General features: G+C 42.6%; 15 protein-coding genes and 1 pseudogene. 6 read left to right on the top strand and 10 right to left on the bottom strand.

Annotated features, from left to right (window positions below; all coding sequences use genetic code 11):
* Window positions 1–117: 117 nt before the first annotated feature.
* From IJ00_RS07035 to IJ00_RS07015, 4 genes are all read left to right on the top strand, one after another.
* Entirely contained in the window at window positions 118–966 is an 849-nt protein-coding gene (locus IJ00_RS07035; protein WP_238178449.1) for an RNA polymerase sigma factor, read from the top strand.
* A 500-nt stretch (window positions 967–1466) separates the two neighbouring features.
* On the top strand, window positions 1467–1805 hold the full coding sequence (locus IJ00_RS07025) for a hypothetical protein (RefSeq protein ID WP_035151378.1): 339 nt from the start codon (window positions 1467–1469) through the stop codon (window positions 1803–1805).
* A gap of 23 nt (window positions 1806–1828) precedes the next feature.
* Entirely contained in the window at window positions 1829–2563 is a 735-nt protein-coding gene (locus IJ00_RS07020; RefSeq protein WP_238178448.1) for a DUF6544 family protein, read from the top strand.
* 31 nt (window positions 2564–2594) lie between these two features.
* Window positions 2595–3383: a type II CAAX endopeptidase family protein gene (locus IJ00_RS07015; RefSeq protein WP_035151376.1), complete on the top strand. Its 789-nt coding sequence runs from the start codon at window positions 2595–2597 to the stop codon at window positions 3381–3383.
* Window positions 3384–3719: 336 nt separating this feature from the next.
* On the opposite strand, the gene IJ00_RS07010 is transcribed toward IJ00_RS07015, so the two are convergent.
* The gene (locus IJ00_RS07010) at window positions 3720–4379 is read right to left on the bottom strand and encodes a DUF6391 domain-containing protein (RefSeq protein ID WP_035151373.1); all 660 of its coding nucleotides are present in this window, start codon (window positions 4377–4379) and stop codon (window positions 3720–3722) included.
* A 540-nt stretch (window positions 4380–4919) separates the two neighbouring features.
* The gene (locus tag IJ00_RS07005) at window positions 4920–5195 is read right to left on the bottom strand and encodes a helix-turn-helix transcriptional regulator (protein WP_035151371.1); all 276 of its coding nucleotides are present in this window, start codon (window positions 5193–5195) and stop codon (window positions 4920–4922) included.
* A 353-nt stretch (window positions 5196–5548) separates the two neighbouring features.
* On the opposite strand from IJ00_RS07005, the gene IJ00_RS07000 reads away from it, so the two are divergent.
* Window positions 5549–6526: a carbohydrate kinase gene (locus tag IJ00_RS07000; protein WP_035151369.1), complete on the top strand. Its 978-nt coding sequence runs from the start codon at window positions 5549–5551 to the stop codon at window positions 6524–6526.
* A gap of 79 nt (window positions 6527–6605) precedes the next feature.
* On the opposite strand, the gene IJ00_RS06995 is transcribed toward IJ00_RS07000, so the two are convergent.
* The 8 genes and pseudogenes from IJ00_RS06995 to aroC all read right to left on the bottom strand — a co-directional run bounded on the left by IJ00_RS06995 (window position 6606) and on the right by aroC (window position 13255).
* Window positions 6606–7127: a peptidoglycan-binding protein gene (locus IJ00_RS06995; RefSeq protein ID WP_035151367.1), complete on the bottom strand. Its 522-nt coding sequence runs from the start codon at window positions 7125–7127 to the stop codon at window positions 6606–6608.
* A gap of 304 nt (window positions 7128–7431) precedes the next feature.
* Window positions 7432–8139: a hypothetical protein gene (locus IJ00_RS06990; RefSeq protein ID WP_052754411.1), complete on the bottom strand. Its 708-nt coding sequence runs from the start codon at window positions 8137–8139 to the stop codon at window positions 7432–7434.
* A 260-nt stretch (window positions 8140–8399) separates the two neighbouring features.
* A complete protein-coding gene (locus tag IJ00_RS06985) occupies window positions 8400–8858 on the bottom strand; it encodes an SRPBCC family protein (RefSeq protein WP_035151366.1) in 459 nt (152 codons plus the stop codon).
* 20 nt (window positions 8859–8878) lie between these two features.
* Entirely contained in the window at window positions 8879–9067 is a 189-nt protein-coding gene (locus IJ00_RS06980) for a CPXCG motif-containing cysteine-rich protein (RefSeq protein WP_035151363.1), read from the bottom strand.
* Between the two features lie 44 nt (window positions 9068–9111).
* Window positions 9112–10734 carry a radical SAM protein gene (locus IJ00_RS06975; protein WP_035151361.1) on the bottom strand — a complete coding sequence of 541 codons (1623 nt, stop codon included), beginning with the start codon at window positions 10732–10734 and terminating at the stop codon, window positions 9112–9114.
* Window positions 10731–11009: a SemiSWEET family sugar transporter gene (locus tag IJ00_RS06970; RefSeq protein ID WP_035151357.1), complete on the bottom strand. Its 279-nt coding sequence runs from the start codon at window positions 11007–11009 to the stop codon at window positions 10731–10733. Before IJ00_RS06970 ends, IJ00_RS06975 begins: the two co-directional genes overlap by 4 nt.
* Before the next feature lie 124 nt (window positions 11010–11133).
* A pseudogene (locus IJ00_RS30115) lies at window positions 11134–12074 on the bottom strand (Rpn family recombination-promoting nuclease/putative transposase).
* A gap of 89 nt (window positions 12075–12163) precedes the next feature.
* Window positions 12164–13255, bottom strand: a complete 1092-nt coding sequence (gene aroC / locus IJ00_RS06960) for a chorismate synthase (RefSeq protein ID WP_035151350.1) — start codon at window positions 13253–13255, stop codon at window positions 12164–12166.
* Between the two features lie 243 nt (window positions 13256–13498).
* On the opposite strand from aroC, the gene IJ00_RS06955 reads away from it, so the two are divergent.
* The gene (locus IJ00_RS06955) at window positions 13499–14764 is read left to right on the top strand and encodes a ribulose bisphosphate carboxylase small subunit (RefSeq protein WP_035151347.1); all 1266 of its coding nucleotides are present in this window, start codon (window positions 13499–13501) and stop codon (window positions 14762–14764) included.
* Window positions 14765–14877 lie beyond the last annotated feature (113 nt).

Raw genomic sequence — 14877 nt, 5'->3', positions numbered from 1 at the left:
GAACTGGAATCGCAACCTGAATTCTCTTTTGATGAGACGAACATTCCCGATGATCGCCTGAAATTACTTTTCATTTGTGCTCACCCAGCCATTGATCCCACCATTCACACCCCATTGATGTTGCAAACGGTGCTGGGTCTGAATGCGGCACAAATTGCTTCTGCGTTTTTGGTTGCACCTGCCACTATGAGCCAACGCCTAGTCAGGGCAAAGGCAAAGATTCGGGATGCCGGGATCGCTTTTGCAGTGCCAGAAGCGGAAGAATTGCCGACCCGATTGGCGGCTGTGTTAGAAGCGATTTACGCCGCCTATACCAATGCTTGGGAAATGATAGATGGCGGCGATCCTCGGCATCAAGGATTAGCGGAAGAAGCGATTTGGTTAGTTCGTTTGTGTATTCAGTTAATGCCTCAAGAGCCGGAAGCACGGGGATTGCTTGCCCTCATGCTGTATTGCGAAGCCCGACGCGATGCTCGTCGCGTCCACGGTGCTTACATCCCCCTATTGCAGCAAGATACGCAGCTTTGGTCACAGCCAATGATCAATGAAGCAGAACGCGAACTCGCTCAGGCGGCTACTTGTAACCAACTGGGACGATTTCAGCTTGAAGCTGCGATTCAATCGCTCCATGCCCAACGCGCCGTCACCCAACAGGTTAATTGGGAAACACTGGCATTGTTATACGAAGGATTGATTCAGCTTTCACCTACGCTCGGTGCATTCGTGAGTCATGCTGCGGCGATCGCTCAAGCTAAAGGATTAAACCAGGGTTTAGCGCGGCTCGATGCATTGCCGACCGAAACTGTAAAGAACTACCAACCCTATTGGGCACTGAAGGCTGATTTATTGAAGCAACTAGGGTACAAATCTGAAGCTCAGCAAGCTTACTCACGGGCGATCGGCTTAACTGAAGGTCTTGCCATTCGTGAGTTTCTTCTCGATCAGTCTTCTCGATTAGGTGAATAGAATGTATAAAGTTCCCGCAGTCTAACAAGCCTAATGCACACCGACCGTACAGAAGTTATCGGTTGGAGTTCGGGGTTACCTGCGACGGGTGACTGGGGTCGTTAGCCTTCTGAGTTATTTGTGGGGGCGTAGCTGGAAAGTTATCTGTAGGTTTGCGAAGTAAGTGATTCAGGAGTCTTGGGTTAGAACACGCTCGGAAGATCTATTAATGGGGTGAGGTTGTAAAAAATATATCCAGGTAGAATTTACCTATGGAAAACCGAAGTAGCTCCGACCTTCACACGTGCCTGTTGGTATCCTTCGCTTTGGCGTTTGGCTGGTCGTGGGTCTGCTGGCTGCTGTCTTCGGTCATCACACCTCAATTACCCTCTTTAGCTGGGGTACTTTTTCTAGCAGTTGGCTTGGTCTTAGCATCGTAGAGATCGCGGTTGTGAGGCAAGTCTGTGGACAGAACGGGCTGCGCGGCTGGTTCGATTTAGTGCCGACAACCGAGAAATTATATGGAAAGTAAAACCAAATTAACACTGATTAAAATCATTCATACTGCGATCTGGATATTCTTCAATGTTGTGATTTTCTATATGCTGTATGCCGCAATCGCCAATAAACTCGATCGCTGGCTCTGGATCGGGTATGGATTTGTCTTCCTAGAAGGGCTGATCCTCCTCATGTTCAAATCCCACTGCCCCTTAAATCTGCTGGCTCGACACTACACAAATTCTACCAAGGACAATTTTGATATTTACTTGCCAGCTTGGTTAGCCAAGTACACGAAGTTAATTTACACCACTATTTTTGCGATCGTTACGATCATCACCCTCTATCAAATGTTGAATTAAAAAACACTAAAACACTGGAAGCAATGATGACCAAACAAATTTCTCTTGATGCGCTATGGGATTCAGCCACATCTCAGGATCGTATATTCCATTTAGATAACTTCACTCACCTGCCAGAAGCCGCCAGACGATATCTTGAACACGCGATCGCGCCTGGAACACAACTCGCCTCTGCGGTTCGACTGTGGATGCATGGAGAAATGAAACTCGGAAAACATTGGCATTCATTTAAAGCAGAAGAAGTGATTTTCAGGGATCGAGGCATGATTTGGCAGGCGACGACTGAGATGAATGGCTTACCGATTTTGGGAGAGGATCGCATCGTGGATGGCGTTGGAAATGCTTCGTGGAATACCATACAGAGAGGCGGAGAGGATATCACTCGATCATGTGTGGGACGAGTTCAGGCCGAGTCGGTCTGGCTACCATCTGTTCTTTGTAACCCTGACATCATCTGGACGGAGTTAGGCGCTTCCCAAGTTCAGGCAACCTTCACAGCACTCGGAGAACCGGCCAAGATTACCCTGACGGTTTCTAGTCAGGGAGTCCTGGAGCAGATCAAAGTCGATCGCTGGGGCAGCCTAGAAGGTGAAGCGTTTCACTATTCCGATTTTGGTGGCATAGTCGAGGATAGTGGCACCTTCGACGGCTACACGATCCCGACTCGTCTTCGCATTGGCTGGTTCTTCGGTAGTGAACGATTTGAGTCAGAAGGAGAATCCTTTCACTGCACGATTGATAATGCAATCTATCGATAAACCGAATATACGTCACAGGAAAGGGTGAAGAATGAGAAAATATCCCATTGCTTGGTTCTATATCTTAGCCTTTGGTATTTCATGGCTTGGCATGATATCAGTCGTCTTAGTTTCGCGAGGCATTGCCCCGGTTTACCGTCCTTACTTCCTAGTTCTTTCTATCTTTTATGCCATTGGTCCAGCACTTGCGGCTGTGATTGTGTCACAGATAGCGTATGGCAAGACAGGAGTTTGGGATTTGCTCAAGGGACTGATCCGATGGCGAGTTGGAGCAATCTGGTACATTATAGCGATACTAGGGTCTGTGGTTCCCATCCTGGCGGCGCAACTCATCACGAAATTACTGGGCTTGTCCGTCACTATCGCACTGCCACCAGTCGAACTATCTCCCTATGTTATTTTCGCTGGTGCAGTAAATTTCCTTGCCAATACGTGCGAAGAAATTGGGTGGCGAGGCTTTGCATTACCACACTTGCAGAAACGGCATAATGCTTTGTATGCCACGTTAATTGTGGGGATGTTGTGGAGTTTATGGCATTTGCCGCTTATCTTTTTGGCGGGACCGATGTCTGAATACCCTTTCCTCTGGTTCATTAGCATCGCAGCAGATGCTTTTATCTACACCTGGATCTATAACAGTACGAAAGGCAGTATTTTGCCAGTGGCGCTTTTGCATGGTTCAGGGAACATAGTTGTAGCATTTATAACTGGCGTGTCTCCTATCGCTTACGCTCTCGTGAATTGCGTTGTGGCGATCATCCTGATAGCAGTGCTTGGAAGAGCCAATCTCTCTCGTCGAGAAAAAATTTGCGCTGGCTAACAATTCAAATGCAGCGGACTGTTGCAAGTCGCTGGTGGTGTAGCAAAGGTTTTTGGCAGCCCCTGACCACGAACGTTATGATATCTCCGGCAACGTGACGAAAAACGCCAACCGAATGCTACTTTAAACAGGGAAAAGCCAGCGAACAGTTACAATGGCGTAAAGATGGCTGGTTGGAAGACTATAAATTATCTCAAGGGGGATTGATGGCGATCGCTCTCACACTGATGATGCTCTCACCCGCTACTCATCAAAATTAATATGGCGGAATACTAGCCATTACACTTTGTAATTTTGAGAGAGCAGGGGTTTGGTTGATTGAAAATAATTGATTATTCACTCTTGTCGCCAACCTACCTTGACAAAATGTGCTTCCTTACCCCACATATCTTTAGCTGGGGCAATATTTTCTATTTGCAAGTTGAAGGGGATGGCAGTGGTTAAATAACGTTGAGCCAATGTTCCCACAGTCGGGGCAATTTCTGCCGCAGTTGTGGCTGCTACTCCTAAACCGATTAATTGTTCTATGGGACCTCGTGGTAACAATAGATGCATACCCACGGCAAAACTGGCAGTCAGGAACATAGTCACGGAAAGATTTGTGCCACATCGGGGGTGTACGGCTAAATCCCATTCACCACTGGTTAAACGATGTAGGGCAACAGTCACAGCGCGACGGAGGATAGTAGTATTCACATCTCCGTAGAGAAAGAATCCTTCATCTGTGGATAAACCTCCAAGTTGTTCATTATCGACTTGAAAGCTTCTCTGGTGAGGAGTATTAGGAAAATGTTGAGGTGTTTGTCCCTGGCTCAGAACCCACACTGTGCCATGCTCCAGGGCGTGAACCTGGCGCAACATTAAGATTTCTTTTAATCCGGGAATAAATGGCAGTTGTTTAAGGATGTCAGCATCTAGGGTAGGTTGAGGTGCTGGGAAATCAAAGTTAAATAAATTAGGGCGATCGCTGTTAGGATTAGCAGCAGAAGTATACATAGCAACACTGCTCCTTGGATTAAGGGAGCAATCTAGATTTCTTACAAATGTAGCGCTTGTACTGAGAATTTGTTGATAATTTTTGTGGATTGAATTGAGGTAATTGGTGATGGGATAGTTCTCAGTTAACAGATTTTCCCTCCCTCATTCATACCCTGGGCAAAGTCGCTGCGTCTTTCAGGTTTCCTTCGGGCGATGATTCTGTCAAAGTTCAAAATTTATTTGAGGCGTGTTTTCTGTCATCTTACAGTGCCATAAACACGCCACAAATCAAGAAAAGACCGTCTCTACCCAAAACGGATGTTTGATGCTCTGTAATGGATTGTGAAAGGTTTACCCAGTTAATTAGGCGTGAGGAGTAGACAAAATAAACCTTCCATTCCCAACCAGAGAGTTGAAGTTTCCAGAAGACACCTAGGGGTATCATGCCAGAAAATTAAACGTAGTGAAGGCGGAAGTATCTGGTATTTCAGGGTATCGGCTTGTCATACAACTTTACAGCAACCGCCCTGTATCCATAGACTTCTGATTCTCCAACTTTTAGCTGATGCTGGACTCGTTAGGATTGGGTAGAGAACAGCAGTTAACATCATTTAAGCAGACTTTGCCCCATTGCAAAGCCCAACGAACAAGCGCCACACGGTTATCTGTACCTGTTTTGGTGAGAATGTTGCTGATATGGTTATCAACTGTGCGCTTGCTAATTTCCAGTTTCCCTGCAATCTCTTGGTTAGTTAAGCCAGCAGCCACTAAGTCAATAATTTGCAGCTCTCTGTCGGACAGACTAACGGGGGTCTGTGACTCGCCACCAGCCATACTTTATGTTCTCCTCCCTATGGTATATGTACTCAGTTGCTCTTTTTCATTCTAGAAGATTCTATAGCTGGTAGGCTTTTCAAGTGTTAGCAGTAATACTATATCGCTTTTTTTTATTTTGGTGGCAAGTTTATCATAACTTTTATACTAGTAATATTTGTATTTCAAATAACATTTTGTTGCGATGGTTATCAAAAAAAATACGGTGCTCAAAGCTATATGTATGAACAGTTTGAGTGATTTTAAGTAACAAAAAATGCTGTTTAATTGTATGAACGAATGCCGACAATTGTGCCCAAATATTGTAGATTTTATACTAGAAAATTCTCTGCCCAAATTGAAATAAAAATGAAATGATTAATCCCCGTGTTTTGTGCCTGGGTGAAATTCTCTTTGATTGTTTGGCTGATCAATTAGGGCGCAGTCTTGCGGATGTTGAGTCGTGGACTCCCTACCCAGGGGGAGCGCCAGCTAACGTTGCCTGTGCTTTAGTCAAGTTGGGTACACCTGCGGGTTTTGTGGGTGCTGTGGGTGTGGATGGAGCGGGAAAGGAACTGGTGCAGGTGTTGCAAGAGGTGGGTGTAGATACAACTGGTATCCAACGTCATCCCACTGCACCGACACGACAAGTTTATGTGGTACGTTCCTTGGATGGCGATCGCACCTTTGCTGGTTTTGGGAGCCATGACACAGCTGAGTTTGCTGATACCCATCTGCAAGCTAAGTTATTACCACAAAAATTATTTCAAGAGGCTGATTTTTTAGTTTTGGGAACTCTGGAATTAGCCTATGCTGATAGTGCGGCTGCTATTCACCATGCTTTAGACTTTGCCGAACATTTTGATTTGAAAGTATTGCTTGATGTGAATTGGCGTTCAGTATTTTGGAAGAATCCAGAGATTGCTCCAGCAACTATTCGTAAATTATTCCAGTACGTTGATTTTATTAAATTGGCGAAGGAAGAAGCAGAATGGTTATTTGATACTTCCGACCCTGGAGCAATTACTTATCGTCTGGATACGGTGGAGGGGGTAGTAGTTACAGATGGGGAAAATGGTTGTACCTATTGTTTGGGGGAAAATGAGGGAAAAATTCCTGCTTTTAATGTTCCCGTAGTCGATACGACGGGTGCAGGAGATAGTTTTGTTGCAGGTTTAATTCACCAATTGCTCACCCATGGAATTCCCAGTTTGACTGATGGGGAAAAAGTCAAAAGTATTGTCACCTATGCTAGTGCTGTAGGAGCATTAACAACAATGAAAGCAGGGGCGATCGCTGCTCAACCCACTGCTACAGAAGTAGATACTTTTCTTCAGGAACAAAAATTATAGAGTCAAGGTTAAAAGTCATCAAAATTGCCCCCACTAAATTATTAGCAGGGGGTATTGTTGTGTAGATTTAATTATGCAATTAACAACCAGGATAAATGCTTGTGTGGCAACTGAAAGAATGCACATCTAATTTAATTAATGCATCCCAAGTTTTCCGTCCAATGATACCATCAGCAACTAAAGAGCGGTTGACTTGAAATTCTTTCACAGCTTTCTCGGTGATAGCACCAAATACACCATCAACAGTACCTGTATAGTATGCACCTTCTTTTAAAGCTTGCTGTACTAATTTGACAATATTTCCGGTACTTTTCACACGTAAAACAGGTAAGCTACTAGTACCATCACACAGGAATGTCCAAGTTTTCACTCCCACCACACCATCAACTGTTAAGTAAGCAAGACATTGCAAATATTTAACAGCATTTTGGGTGAGAATACCAAAGTCACCATCTACTTTAATTTGTAAAGGAGATAGGGCAATCACATCAAATTCTGCGAGTCTTTGATTGAGAATTTGTTGCATTTCTCTAACACTTTGACCTTTAGAACCAACTTGTAAAACTGGCTTGGTGATGGGACATTTAATAGTTGTAGTCATAGCTGAAATTTTCCTTTTGTTTTTAACTTACAAAAGAGACTTCAGATAATTTCCTGAGATTTACGGATGGTTTTGAGTACCCTTGAGGGTGATATTTCCAGGGGATGGGGTGAGGGTTATCCTAGGGGAAAGTCTGAAAACCCTTTGTATTAACTCAATAGTTACACCTGATGTGAATTAGAAACACTTCTTATCCCATAATGGTTTTAAGATAGATTCACAATTATTATTTCGGAACTACCTACGAAATATTAAGGGTTTCAAGAGTTAATTCATTACTCATTATTCATTACTCATTACTCACCTATTTAGCAACTGCTATAACTCTTAAGAGTCTCTCTTTATAAATAACTTCTCCATTGGAAGAAATGGTTAAAACTTCCGAATTGAGGACATAACGCAAATCTCCCTTAACTGCAACATATTGATTTGGTTGTTGATTTCCATGATTTTGTAACCAAGCAGTAACTTTTTCATTATCGTTACGAGTCACTGCTACATAGCTGTTAGGGGAACTATCACCACAAATATAGAGGAAAAAATCATTAGTTTCTGCTTCGATAAAGGTTTTACTACCCTGGGGACATCCTGTAGCTAGAGGATTTCCATCTCCGGCGATCGCCCTCTCTACCCGTTCTCGAAAAATTGTTCTTCCCCGCTTATTTACTGTTACTTCGTAGGGGTTAATAATATGGGTAATTTCTGCTTTTTCTGCTCGATAAATTTCCCCACTATTCCCTGTAACTGGTAAGGTAATTTTATGACCATCTGTTTTGGCTATTCTCACAAAATAACCGAGGGTGTTTATCCTATCTCCTCGACATATATATATATGATATTTCTCTGTTTCATAACGACGTTTAGGTAATAAATTTTCTGTGGGACAAACAGATGCGGGTGAATTAGTTGTCTGTTGTCCCCAAGCTCTTGTCACCAAAGGAAATAGAGTCAGTAGTATAGTTGTTAAAATTAGATGACTCTGAAATAAAAACTTGATATTCTGTTTGAACATGATTTTTTTATAAAAATTTGATATTTCTGCATGAAAATATCGTTGACAATTACCAACCTGCCAACGGTAAAATTTGAAAATCAGTATTTTAACGTAAGAAAATATTTAATTAGTATGAGCAAAAAAAAAGCTCAGGACAACTACTGAACCTGAACTTTCATATTTTCTTTAAATAAAGAATTTGATTGATAAGTTTCTGATGAAGGGAATTGTCCCTCTTAAAGATAGATGAGAGAAAATATCCTTTCCTTCCCCTTCCATCACCGAATAGCTAACTTTTCACACTCCCGTTGCGTCACTTGATGACGATAACGAAACATTGCTTCAAGTTGAAGTTGCACTAACCATCCACCGATAAATTCACTGGTTTCTCCCCCAGGAATCCCCAGGGAAATGTCATCAGTTAAACGAGTTTTGCCATTTTCCGGAGTAAATATATGATGATGTACCCAAGAATCAAAGGGTCCTGATATTTGCTCATCTGTGAACAATTTATACTCTTCGTATTCCGTGTGACGAGCTAACCAGCGTAAAGGAAGAGGTCCTAAGAATAAACGAAATTCCGTAATTGCACCGATATGTAGTCCCCCTTCTCGACGGAGAACTTGTACAGGTTGCCAAGGAGGGGTAAGTAGTTGGAGAACGTCCATTCTTTCGTGAAATTTCCAAACTACCTCTACTGGTGCATTAATTACAGAGGAGTATTTGAAGTGCAGCATGGAAAGAAAAACCTCTAAATTCAACCTTCGTACTCGGTGTCAATTTCTACGTCTAGTGTGTCCTCATCAATACGGATGTAGAGAATATTCGGACGACAACAAACTTGACAGTCTTCTACATAGGATTGCTGGTATCCACCAGTGATATCAATAAAAGTTAAATTTGTTTCTCCACAGTAAGCACAGTAAAATTCTGCTGTCGTTTGCATGAAAAATTTTCTCCTGAATCTTTTTGCTAGTTAAATTCTCCTATCTAAAATCCCAAATCTCCATGACTTTGTGCTTCAGCTAGGTGCTTTAGTAGTGTAGACTGGGGTAGGGGTCCATGCAAATGATGCCAAGGTAATATTTGTTCCGTTGACCAGTTGCTAAAAACATAGAAATCTAAGTCGGGAATTTTGCCTTTTAATTCCTTAAACGCGCGTTTGTAGCTACCAAGGGAATCGCCATAGTTACGGGTAATTTCTAGGAGTTGGGAAAGACGGCGATCGCCCCTAGATATTAAAGCTTGAATAATTGACCAATTATAACTTTCTGGACGATAATCTATACCTTGGGGTTTAAGTTGCTTCTGGAGAAATTGTAAACGTTTTTCTGCCTGTTTATTCACCCCCAACCACTGAAATGGGGTATGAGACTTGGGGACAAAAGTACTACAACCAAAGGTTAAGCGTAATCCGGGAGCAGCTTTTTTCATGTTGCGTAACATTGCCACCGTCGCTTCTAAATCTTCCATTTCTTCCCCTGGAATCCCCACCATCCCATAGAGTTTTAACCCTGACAAACCACCAGATTTAGCATTAATTCCTGCTTGGATAATCTCCTGGGTGTCTAGCTTTTTATTAATAATTTTTCTAATTTTCTCCGAACCGCTTTCGACGGCGATCGTTAAAGATTTGGTATCTCTTTGAGCTAAGGTAGACGCTAATTTCTCCGTGACAGTATTCGTTCTCACCGAAGCAATACTTAAACGGACATCATCATATTTTGGCTGATTAATATAATCTAATAAATCTGAAAATTCCGGATGTTGAGTCACCGAAGCACCCAATAAACCCAATCTATTTGTAACTTGTAAACCTTGCTCAATAGCAGGAATTAAGGAATCTGAAATACTTGCTGTGCGGAAGGGTAAAGTTAAGTAGCTAGCTAAACAAAAGCGACACATTTCTGGGCAGCTACGTACCACTTCCACCATGAAAATATTTTCCCAAGCTGCATTTTCTGTCACCACAGTGGAAGCAGAGAGGACATTTCCCCGATAGGTTTGCTTTTGAATCACTGGGGGAATTTGACTAGCAATCGGTTCTATCGATTTAATTGCTCCATCTGTACCATGATATTCCACTGCGTACAAACTGGGAATATAAATACCTGGAACCTGAGCTAAAGCTTGTAATTTTGTCTGTCTTTCTGCTCCTCTAACTTCTTGGAATCTGGTGATAAATTCACTGAGTAAATTTTCTCCATCTCCTAATAAGATAACATCAAAAAAATCTGCAAAGGGTTCAGGATTAGCTGTGAGAACAGGACCACCACCAAATATAATGGGATGGTGTTGACTACGTTCCTGACTTCTCAAAGGAATATTTAAGAACTCCAGCAAATTGAGAATATTCACATAATCTAATTCCCAAGACACAGAAAAACCAACAATTTCAGGGTGTCGGGGTAATTGTTCATGAATATCCGTAAATAACCGACTGACTTGCACATCATCCCGAAGTGCGAAAGTTGCCCAAACAATCTGATAGCCTAAACTGGTAATCCCCACACTATATTCATTCGGGAAGGCAAAAATTAGGGGAATTGCGTCAGGTTCAGGAGTTGTTGGGGTAAATAAAATTCGTTCCGCAGCAAATACAGATGATGTCACAGGTGTTTTTTGGAGAAGTTCTTACCATATTTAATTTTAAGGGATAGGTTAATAATATGGAAAATTAATGTAAATCCATTGGCAAGAATCACTGGTAAGGAATTAATGGCAATGCCGTAGATTAGCCATAATAAAGTCCCCACATTTAAGGTAATTAACATGATTAAGGATAAATCTTTGGCTGATTTCGTTTTCCATGTTTTCACCATTTGCGGGATAAATGCCATGGTTGTGAAAGTTCCTGCTAACAAACCAATAATTGTAATTAGATTCATTCTGGGAGTATAAATATGATTTATGGGAAGAAATCCTTGTTGAGAATTTCGATATTTGTGTAGGTAGATTAGCAGGAAAAGTATCTAATCGTTGCTCGCAGATTTCTTTTCACTTCGATAACAATTAACTACTAGATGACTGATTTTGTGCAGCTTGTCTGACAATTTGTTCATCTAAATCTAATGCTTGGGCTATCTGTTCAATAGTTAATCCTAGGGCAATTAACTGGGGGATAGTTTCCAATTTACCTTCGAGTTTGCCTTCGAGTTTACCTTCATCTTTTCCCTCAGCAAACACCTCTTGATAAAATCTTGTTTCCTTTAATTCACGAAGTCCAAACATTTTTCCTATCTCCTCCCGACTTAAACGCGGCAGTTTGTAAATGAGTATCTTCTCTATTAATTCTATAATTTCTCGCTGTTGGGTGACATCGGCAATTTCTTGACGGGTAGTATTTACTAGCTCTAGAGCTTTGGTTGTGGCAGTTGTTTCGGGTTCGATAATTAGTTTGACTGTCTCAATCCCGATTGATGATGTCTCGGTTGTGGCTAATTCGTCAAGATAAACAACTGTGACTCGTGGTGAGTTGAGTAATTCTGTATATCTTTCGGTGATTCCTGTATTGATGCTGCGGTTGGGAAAGATGATAACACCGCACCAGTTGTTAGTTAATTCAGTTTTAAGTAAGTCGGTGAGAATAAACCTAACTATGTAACAGAATGTAAAATCGGCATAACCCTTGGGATTGCTTCATTTCACTTCGTTTCATTCGCAATGACATACATTGAAATTTTCACACCGATCTACTTATCAAGATAGTTAAAGATTTCGGTGAAGAAGCGAGAGTAAAACTTTTTATCAGGTTGGAATTGCACCTCAGCAAAGTAAATGGGTAATTCTAGGGTATTAGGAAGAAACACACCATCAATTCTAAATGCTAGCTGCTTGACTTCCACTGAGGAAAATTGGTAAACCTGGGCTAGGGATGGTGGTTGGTTAATGAGTTCAAAGAAGGTATTGGGGAAGCTCTGGAAGATGCTGTAAAAGATGCTGTCAGTTTTCAAGGGTTTGGGGATTGCTGGTTTTGATAATCACTTGTAGCTCTGCACAGGCAGAAATGCCTGCACAAGGGTAAAATTAATCATGCATAACCCTAGGATAAGATGTCACATTGTCCGTGATGGCGTAATAAATGGTCACATAATACCAGGGCTAACATGGCTTCTACCATGGGAACAGCGCGGGGTAAAACGCAGGGATCGTGTCTCCCTTTGGCTGCTAACATGGTTTCTTCCCCTTCCTTGGTAACGGTTTTTTGTTCTTTGCGGATGGTTGCAGTGGGTTTGAATGCTACACGAATAATAATATTTTCGCCGTTAGAAATACCACCTTGAATACCACCAGAGCGGTTGGTGACGGTGCGAATTTCTCCGTTTTCGTCGATGTAATATTCGTCGTTATGCTCAATTCCTGTGAGGGTAGTACCAGCAAAACCGGAACCAATTTCAAAACCTTTGCTTGCAGGTAGGGACATGACACCCTTAGCGATATCTGCTTCTAACTTATCAAAAACGGGGCTACCTAAACCCTTGGGGACATTTCTGGCAATACATTCCACCACACCACCGATTGAGTCACCTTGTTTGCCAGTTTGCTCAATCAGTTCAATCATTTTATCGGCACATTCCGCATCGGGACAACGGACGATGTTACTTTCCACCTGTTCCATAGTCACCTGATTGGGATCTACAATTCCTTCGAGGTGCTTAATGCGTTTGACGTAACCAATGACTTCTACTCCGGCAATTTGTTGGAGAATTTTCTTGGCGATCGCCCCTGCGGCAACTCTACCAATTGTCTCTCTGGCTGAGGATCTACCACCACCCTGCCAGTTACGAATACCATATTTAGCATCATAGGTAGCATCTGCATGGGAAGGGCGATACTTTTGTGCCATTTCGTCGTAATCTTGGGGGCGAGTATCTTTGTTGCGCACGATGATGGCGATCGGTGTTCCCAGGGTTTTACCTTCAAATACCCCGGAGAGAATCTCACACTTATCCTCTTCTTTGCGGGGCGTAGTAATCTTACTTTGTCCTGGTCGTCTGCGATCTAATTCTACCTGAATTTCCTCTGCTGAAATCGCTAATTGTGGCGGACAACCATCAATTACAACTCCCACTCCACCCCCGTGAGACTCGCCGAAAGTCGTGATGCGAAACAAATGACCAAAAGTATTGCCCATGATGTTGAGGAGAAAGGTTCTGAATTATGTATTTTACCTGAAGTAGAGCCAGTCCAGACTGTGACTTGGTAAAATTAAGCTTTCCTCACTTTCTAAGGGTGGTAAATCCTGATGTGTGGTGCGAGATTGACGGGGTAAATAAGTCGTCATAGCAGCATTGTGAAGTGATTCATGAATCTAACTGTATCAATGTCACAAAAAACGTAACATAATGTTTCAGCAGTGCAATTGGTTTCGCAGAATATGGGTTACTACATCGCTCCCCGCTTCCTTGACAAGTTGGCAGTTCACATCACGAAGAATTTTCTGGATTTACCTGGTATTCGTGTACCTTTAATTCTAGGTATCCATGGACGTAAGGGTGAGGGTAAATCTTTTCAGTGCGAATTAGTTTTTGAAAGAATGGGAATAGAAGTCACCCTGATTTCTGGTGGTGAGTTGGAAAGTCCCGATGCGGGTGATCCTGCGAGATTAATTCGCTTGCGTTACCGTGAAACCTCGGAATTAATCAAGGTGCGGGGAAAAATGTGCGTCTTGATGATTAATGATTTAGATGCGGGTGCGGGAAGATTTGATGAGGGGACACAATACACGGTAAATACTCAGTTGGTGAATGCCACACTGATGAATATTGCTGATAATCCTACGGATGTGCAGTTACCTGGTAGCTATGATGCGACACCCTTGTACCGTGTACCCATTATCGTCACCGGCAATGATTTCACTACCCTCTATGCTCCCTTGGTGCGGGATGGGCGGATGGAGAAATTCTACTGGCAACCCGACCGTGATGACAAGGTGGGGATTGTGGGGGGAATCTTTGCCGAAGATGAACTGACTTCCAAGGAGATTGAACAGTTAGTTGATACTTTTGTGAATCAGTCTGTGGACTTTTTTAGTGCGCTGCGATCGCGGATTTATGATCAGCAAATTCGAGAGTTTATTCATCAGGTGGGTGTAGAGAAAGTATCCCAACGAGTGGTGAATAGTCTCGAAGGTAAGCCAATATTTAATAAACCCCACTTCAACCTCTCCCAACTGCTGGAAATGGGTAATCGTATCGTGGGAGAACAAAAACGGGTGGAAGATTCCCAATTGGTGACAGAATATAATCGCGGTTTGTATTCTCGCAGTCTCTCCAAACCTGCAACTTCCGCAGAAAATCAGTCAGAAAATCAGTCAGAAAACCAGCCACACAACAATAATTATTATCGCGCCTATGACAGTCCTGTTGTCTCCCCAAATTCTTTAAACCTAGAAACCCAAGAGAAAATCCGCGATATCCTTGCCCAAGGTTATAAAATCGGTGTGGAACACGTTGATGAACGACGTTTTCGTATGGGTTCCTGGCAAAGTTGCAGTGTGGGACAAATTAATGGCGACTCTGATGCCATTTCCACGGTAGAATCTTGTTTAGCTGAGTATGGTGGTGAATATGTGCGCTTAGTCGCTATTGACCCGAAGAATAAGCGTCGGGTGATGGAATCAATTATTCAGCGTCCCAATTAGGGAAAACCAAGAATGGAGCATGCATTCGCACAGAGTAAGCGGGCAAGATGCCCGCACTGCAATAATTTTCAGAACAGAAATTTGTCACTTAAATGCAAGGTTGAGTTGAAAAA

It is taken from the genome of Calothrix sp. 336/3 (assembly GCF_000734895.2).
In the GTDB taxonomy this organism is placed as follows: Bacteria; Cyanobacteriota; Cyanobacteriia; order Cyanobacteriales; family Nostocaceae; genus 336-3.
Note: the sequence above shows the minus strand (reverse complement) of the source record. Positions and strands in the feature narration are given on the sequence as shown.

Bases quoted from the DNA above. Each gene is read 5' to 3' on its own strand.
- IJ00_RS07035 (WP_238178449.1), top strand. From the start codon at position 118: ATGTTGCAAACGGTGCTGGGTCTGAATGCGGCACAAATTGCTTCTGCG.
- IJ00_RS07025 (WP_035151378.1), top strand. From the start codon at position 1,467: ATGGAAAGTAAAACCAAATTAACACTGATTAAAATCATTCATACTGCG.
- IJ00_RS07020 (WP_238178448.1), top strand. From the start codon at position 1,829: ATGATGACCAAACAAATTTCTCTTGATGCGCTATGGGATTCAGCCACA.
- IJ00_RS07015 (WP_035151376.1), top strand. From the start codon at position 2,595: ATGAGAAAATATCCCATTGCTTGGTTCTATATCTTAGCCTTTGGTATT.
- IJ00_RS07010 (WP_035151373.1), bottom strand. From the start codon at position 4,379: ATGTATACTTCTGCTGCTAATCCTAACAGCGATCGCCCTAATTTATTT.
- IJ00_RS07005 (WP_035151371.1), bottom strand. From the start codon at position 5,195: ATGGCTGGTGGCGAGTCACAGACCCCCGTTAGTCTGTCCGACAGAGAG.
- IJ00_RS07000 (WP_035151369.1), top strand. From the start codon at position 5,549: ATGATTAATCCCCGTGTTTTGTGCCTGGGTGAAATTCTCTTTGATTGT.
- IJ00_RS06995 (WP_035151367.1), bottom strand. From the start codon at position 7,127: ATGACTACAACTATTAAATGTCCCATCACCAAGCCAGTTTTACAAGTT.
- IJ00_RS06990 (WP_052754411.1), bottom strand. From the start codon at position 8,139: ATGTTCAAACAGAATATCAAGTTTTTATTTCAGAGTCATCTAATTTTA.
- IJ00_RS06985 (WP_035151366.1), bottom strand. From the start codon at position 8,858: ATGCTGCACTTCAAATACTCCTCTGTAATTAATGCACCAGTAGAGGTA.
- IJ00_RS06980 (WP_035151363.1), bottom strand. From the start codon at position 9,067: ATGCAAACGACAGCAGAATTTTACTGTGCTTACTGTGGAGAAACAAAT.
- IJ00_RS06970 (WP_035151357.1), bottom strand. From the start codon at position 11,009: ATGAATCTAATTACAATTATTGGTTTGTTAGCAGGAACTTTCACAACC.
- aroC (WP_035151350.1), bottom strand. From the start codon at position 13,255: ATGGGCAATACTTTTGGTCATTTGTTTCGCATCACGACTTTCGGCGAG.
- IJ00_RS06955 (WP_035151347.1), top strand. From the start codon at position 13,499: ATGGGTTACTACATCGCTCCCCGCTTCCTTGACAAGTTGGCAGTTCAC.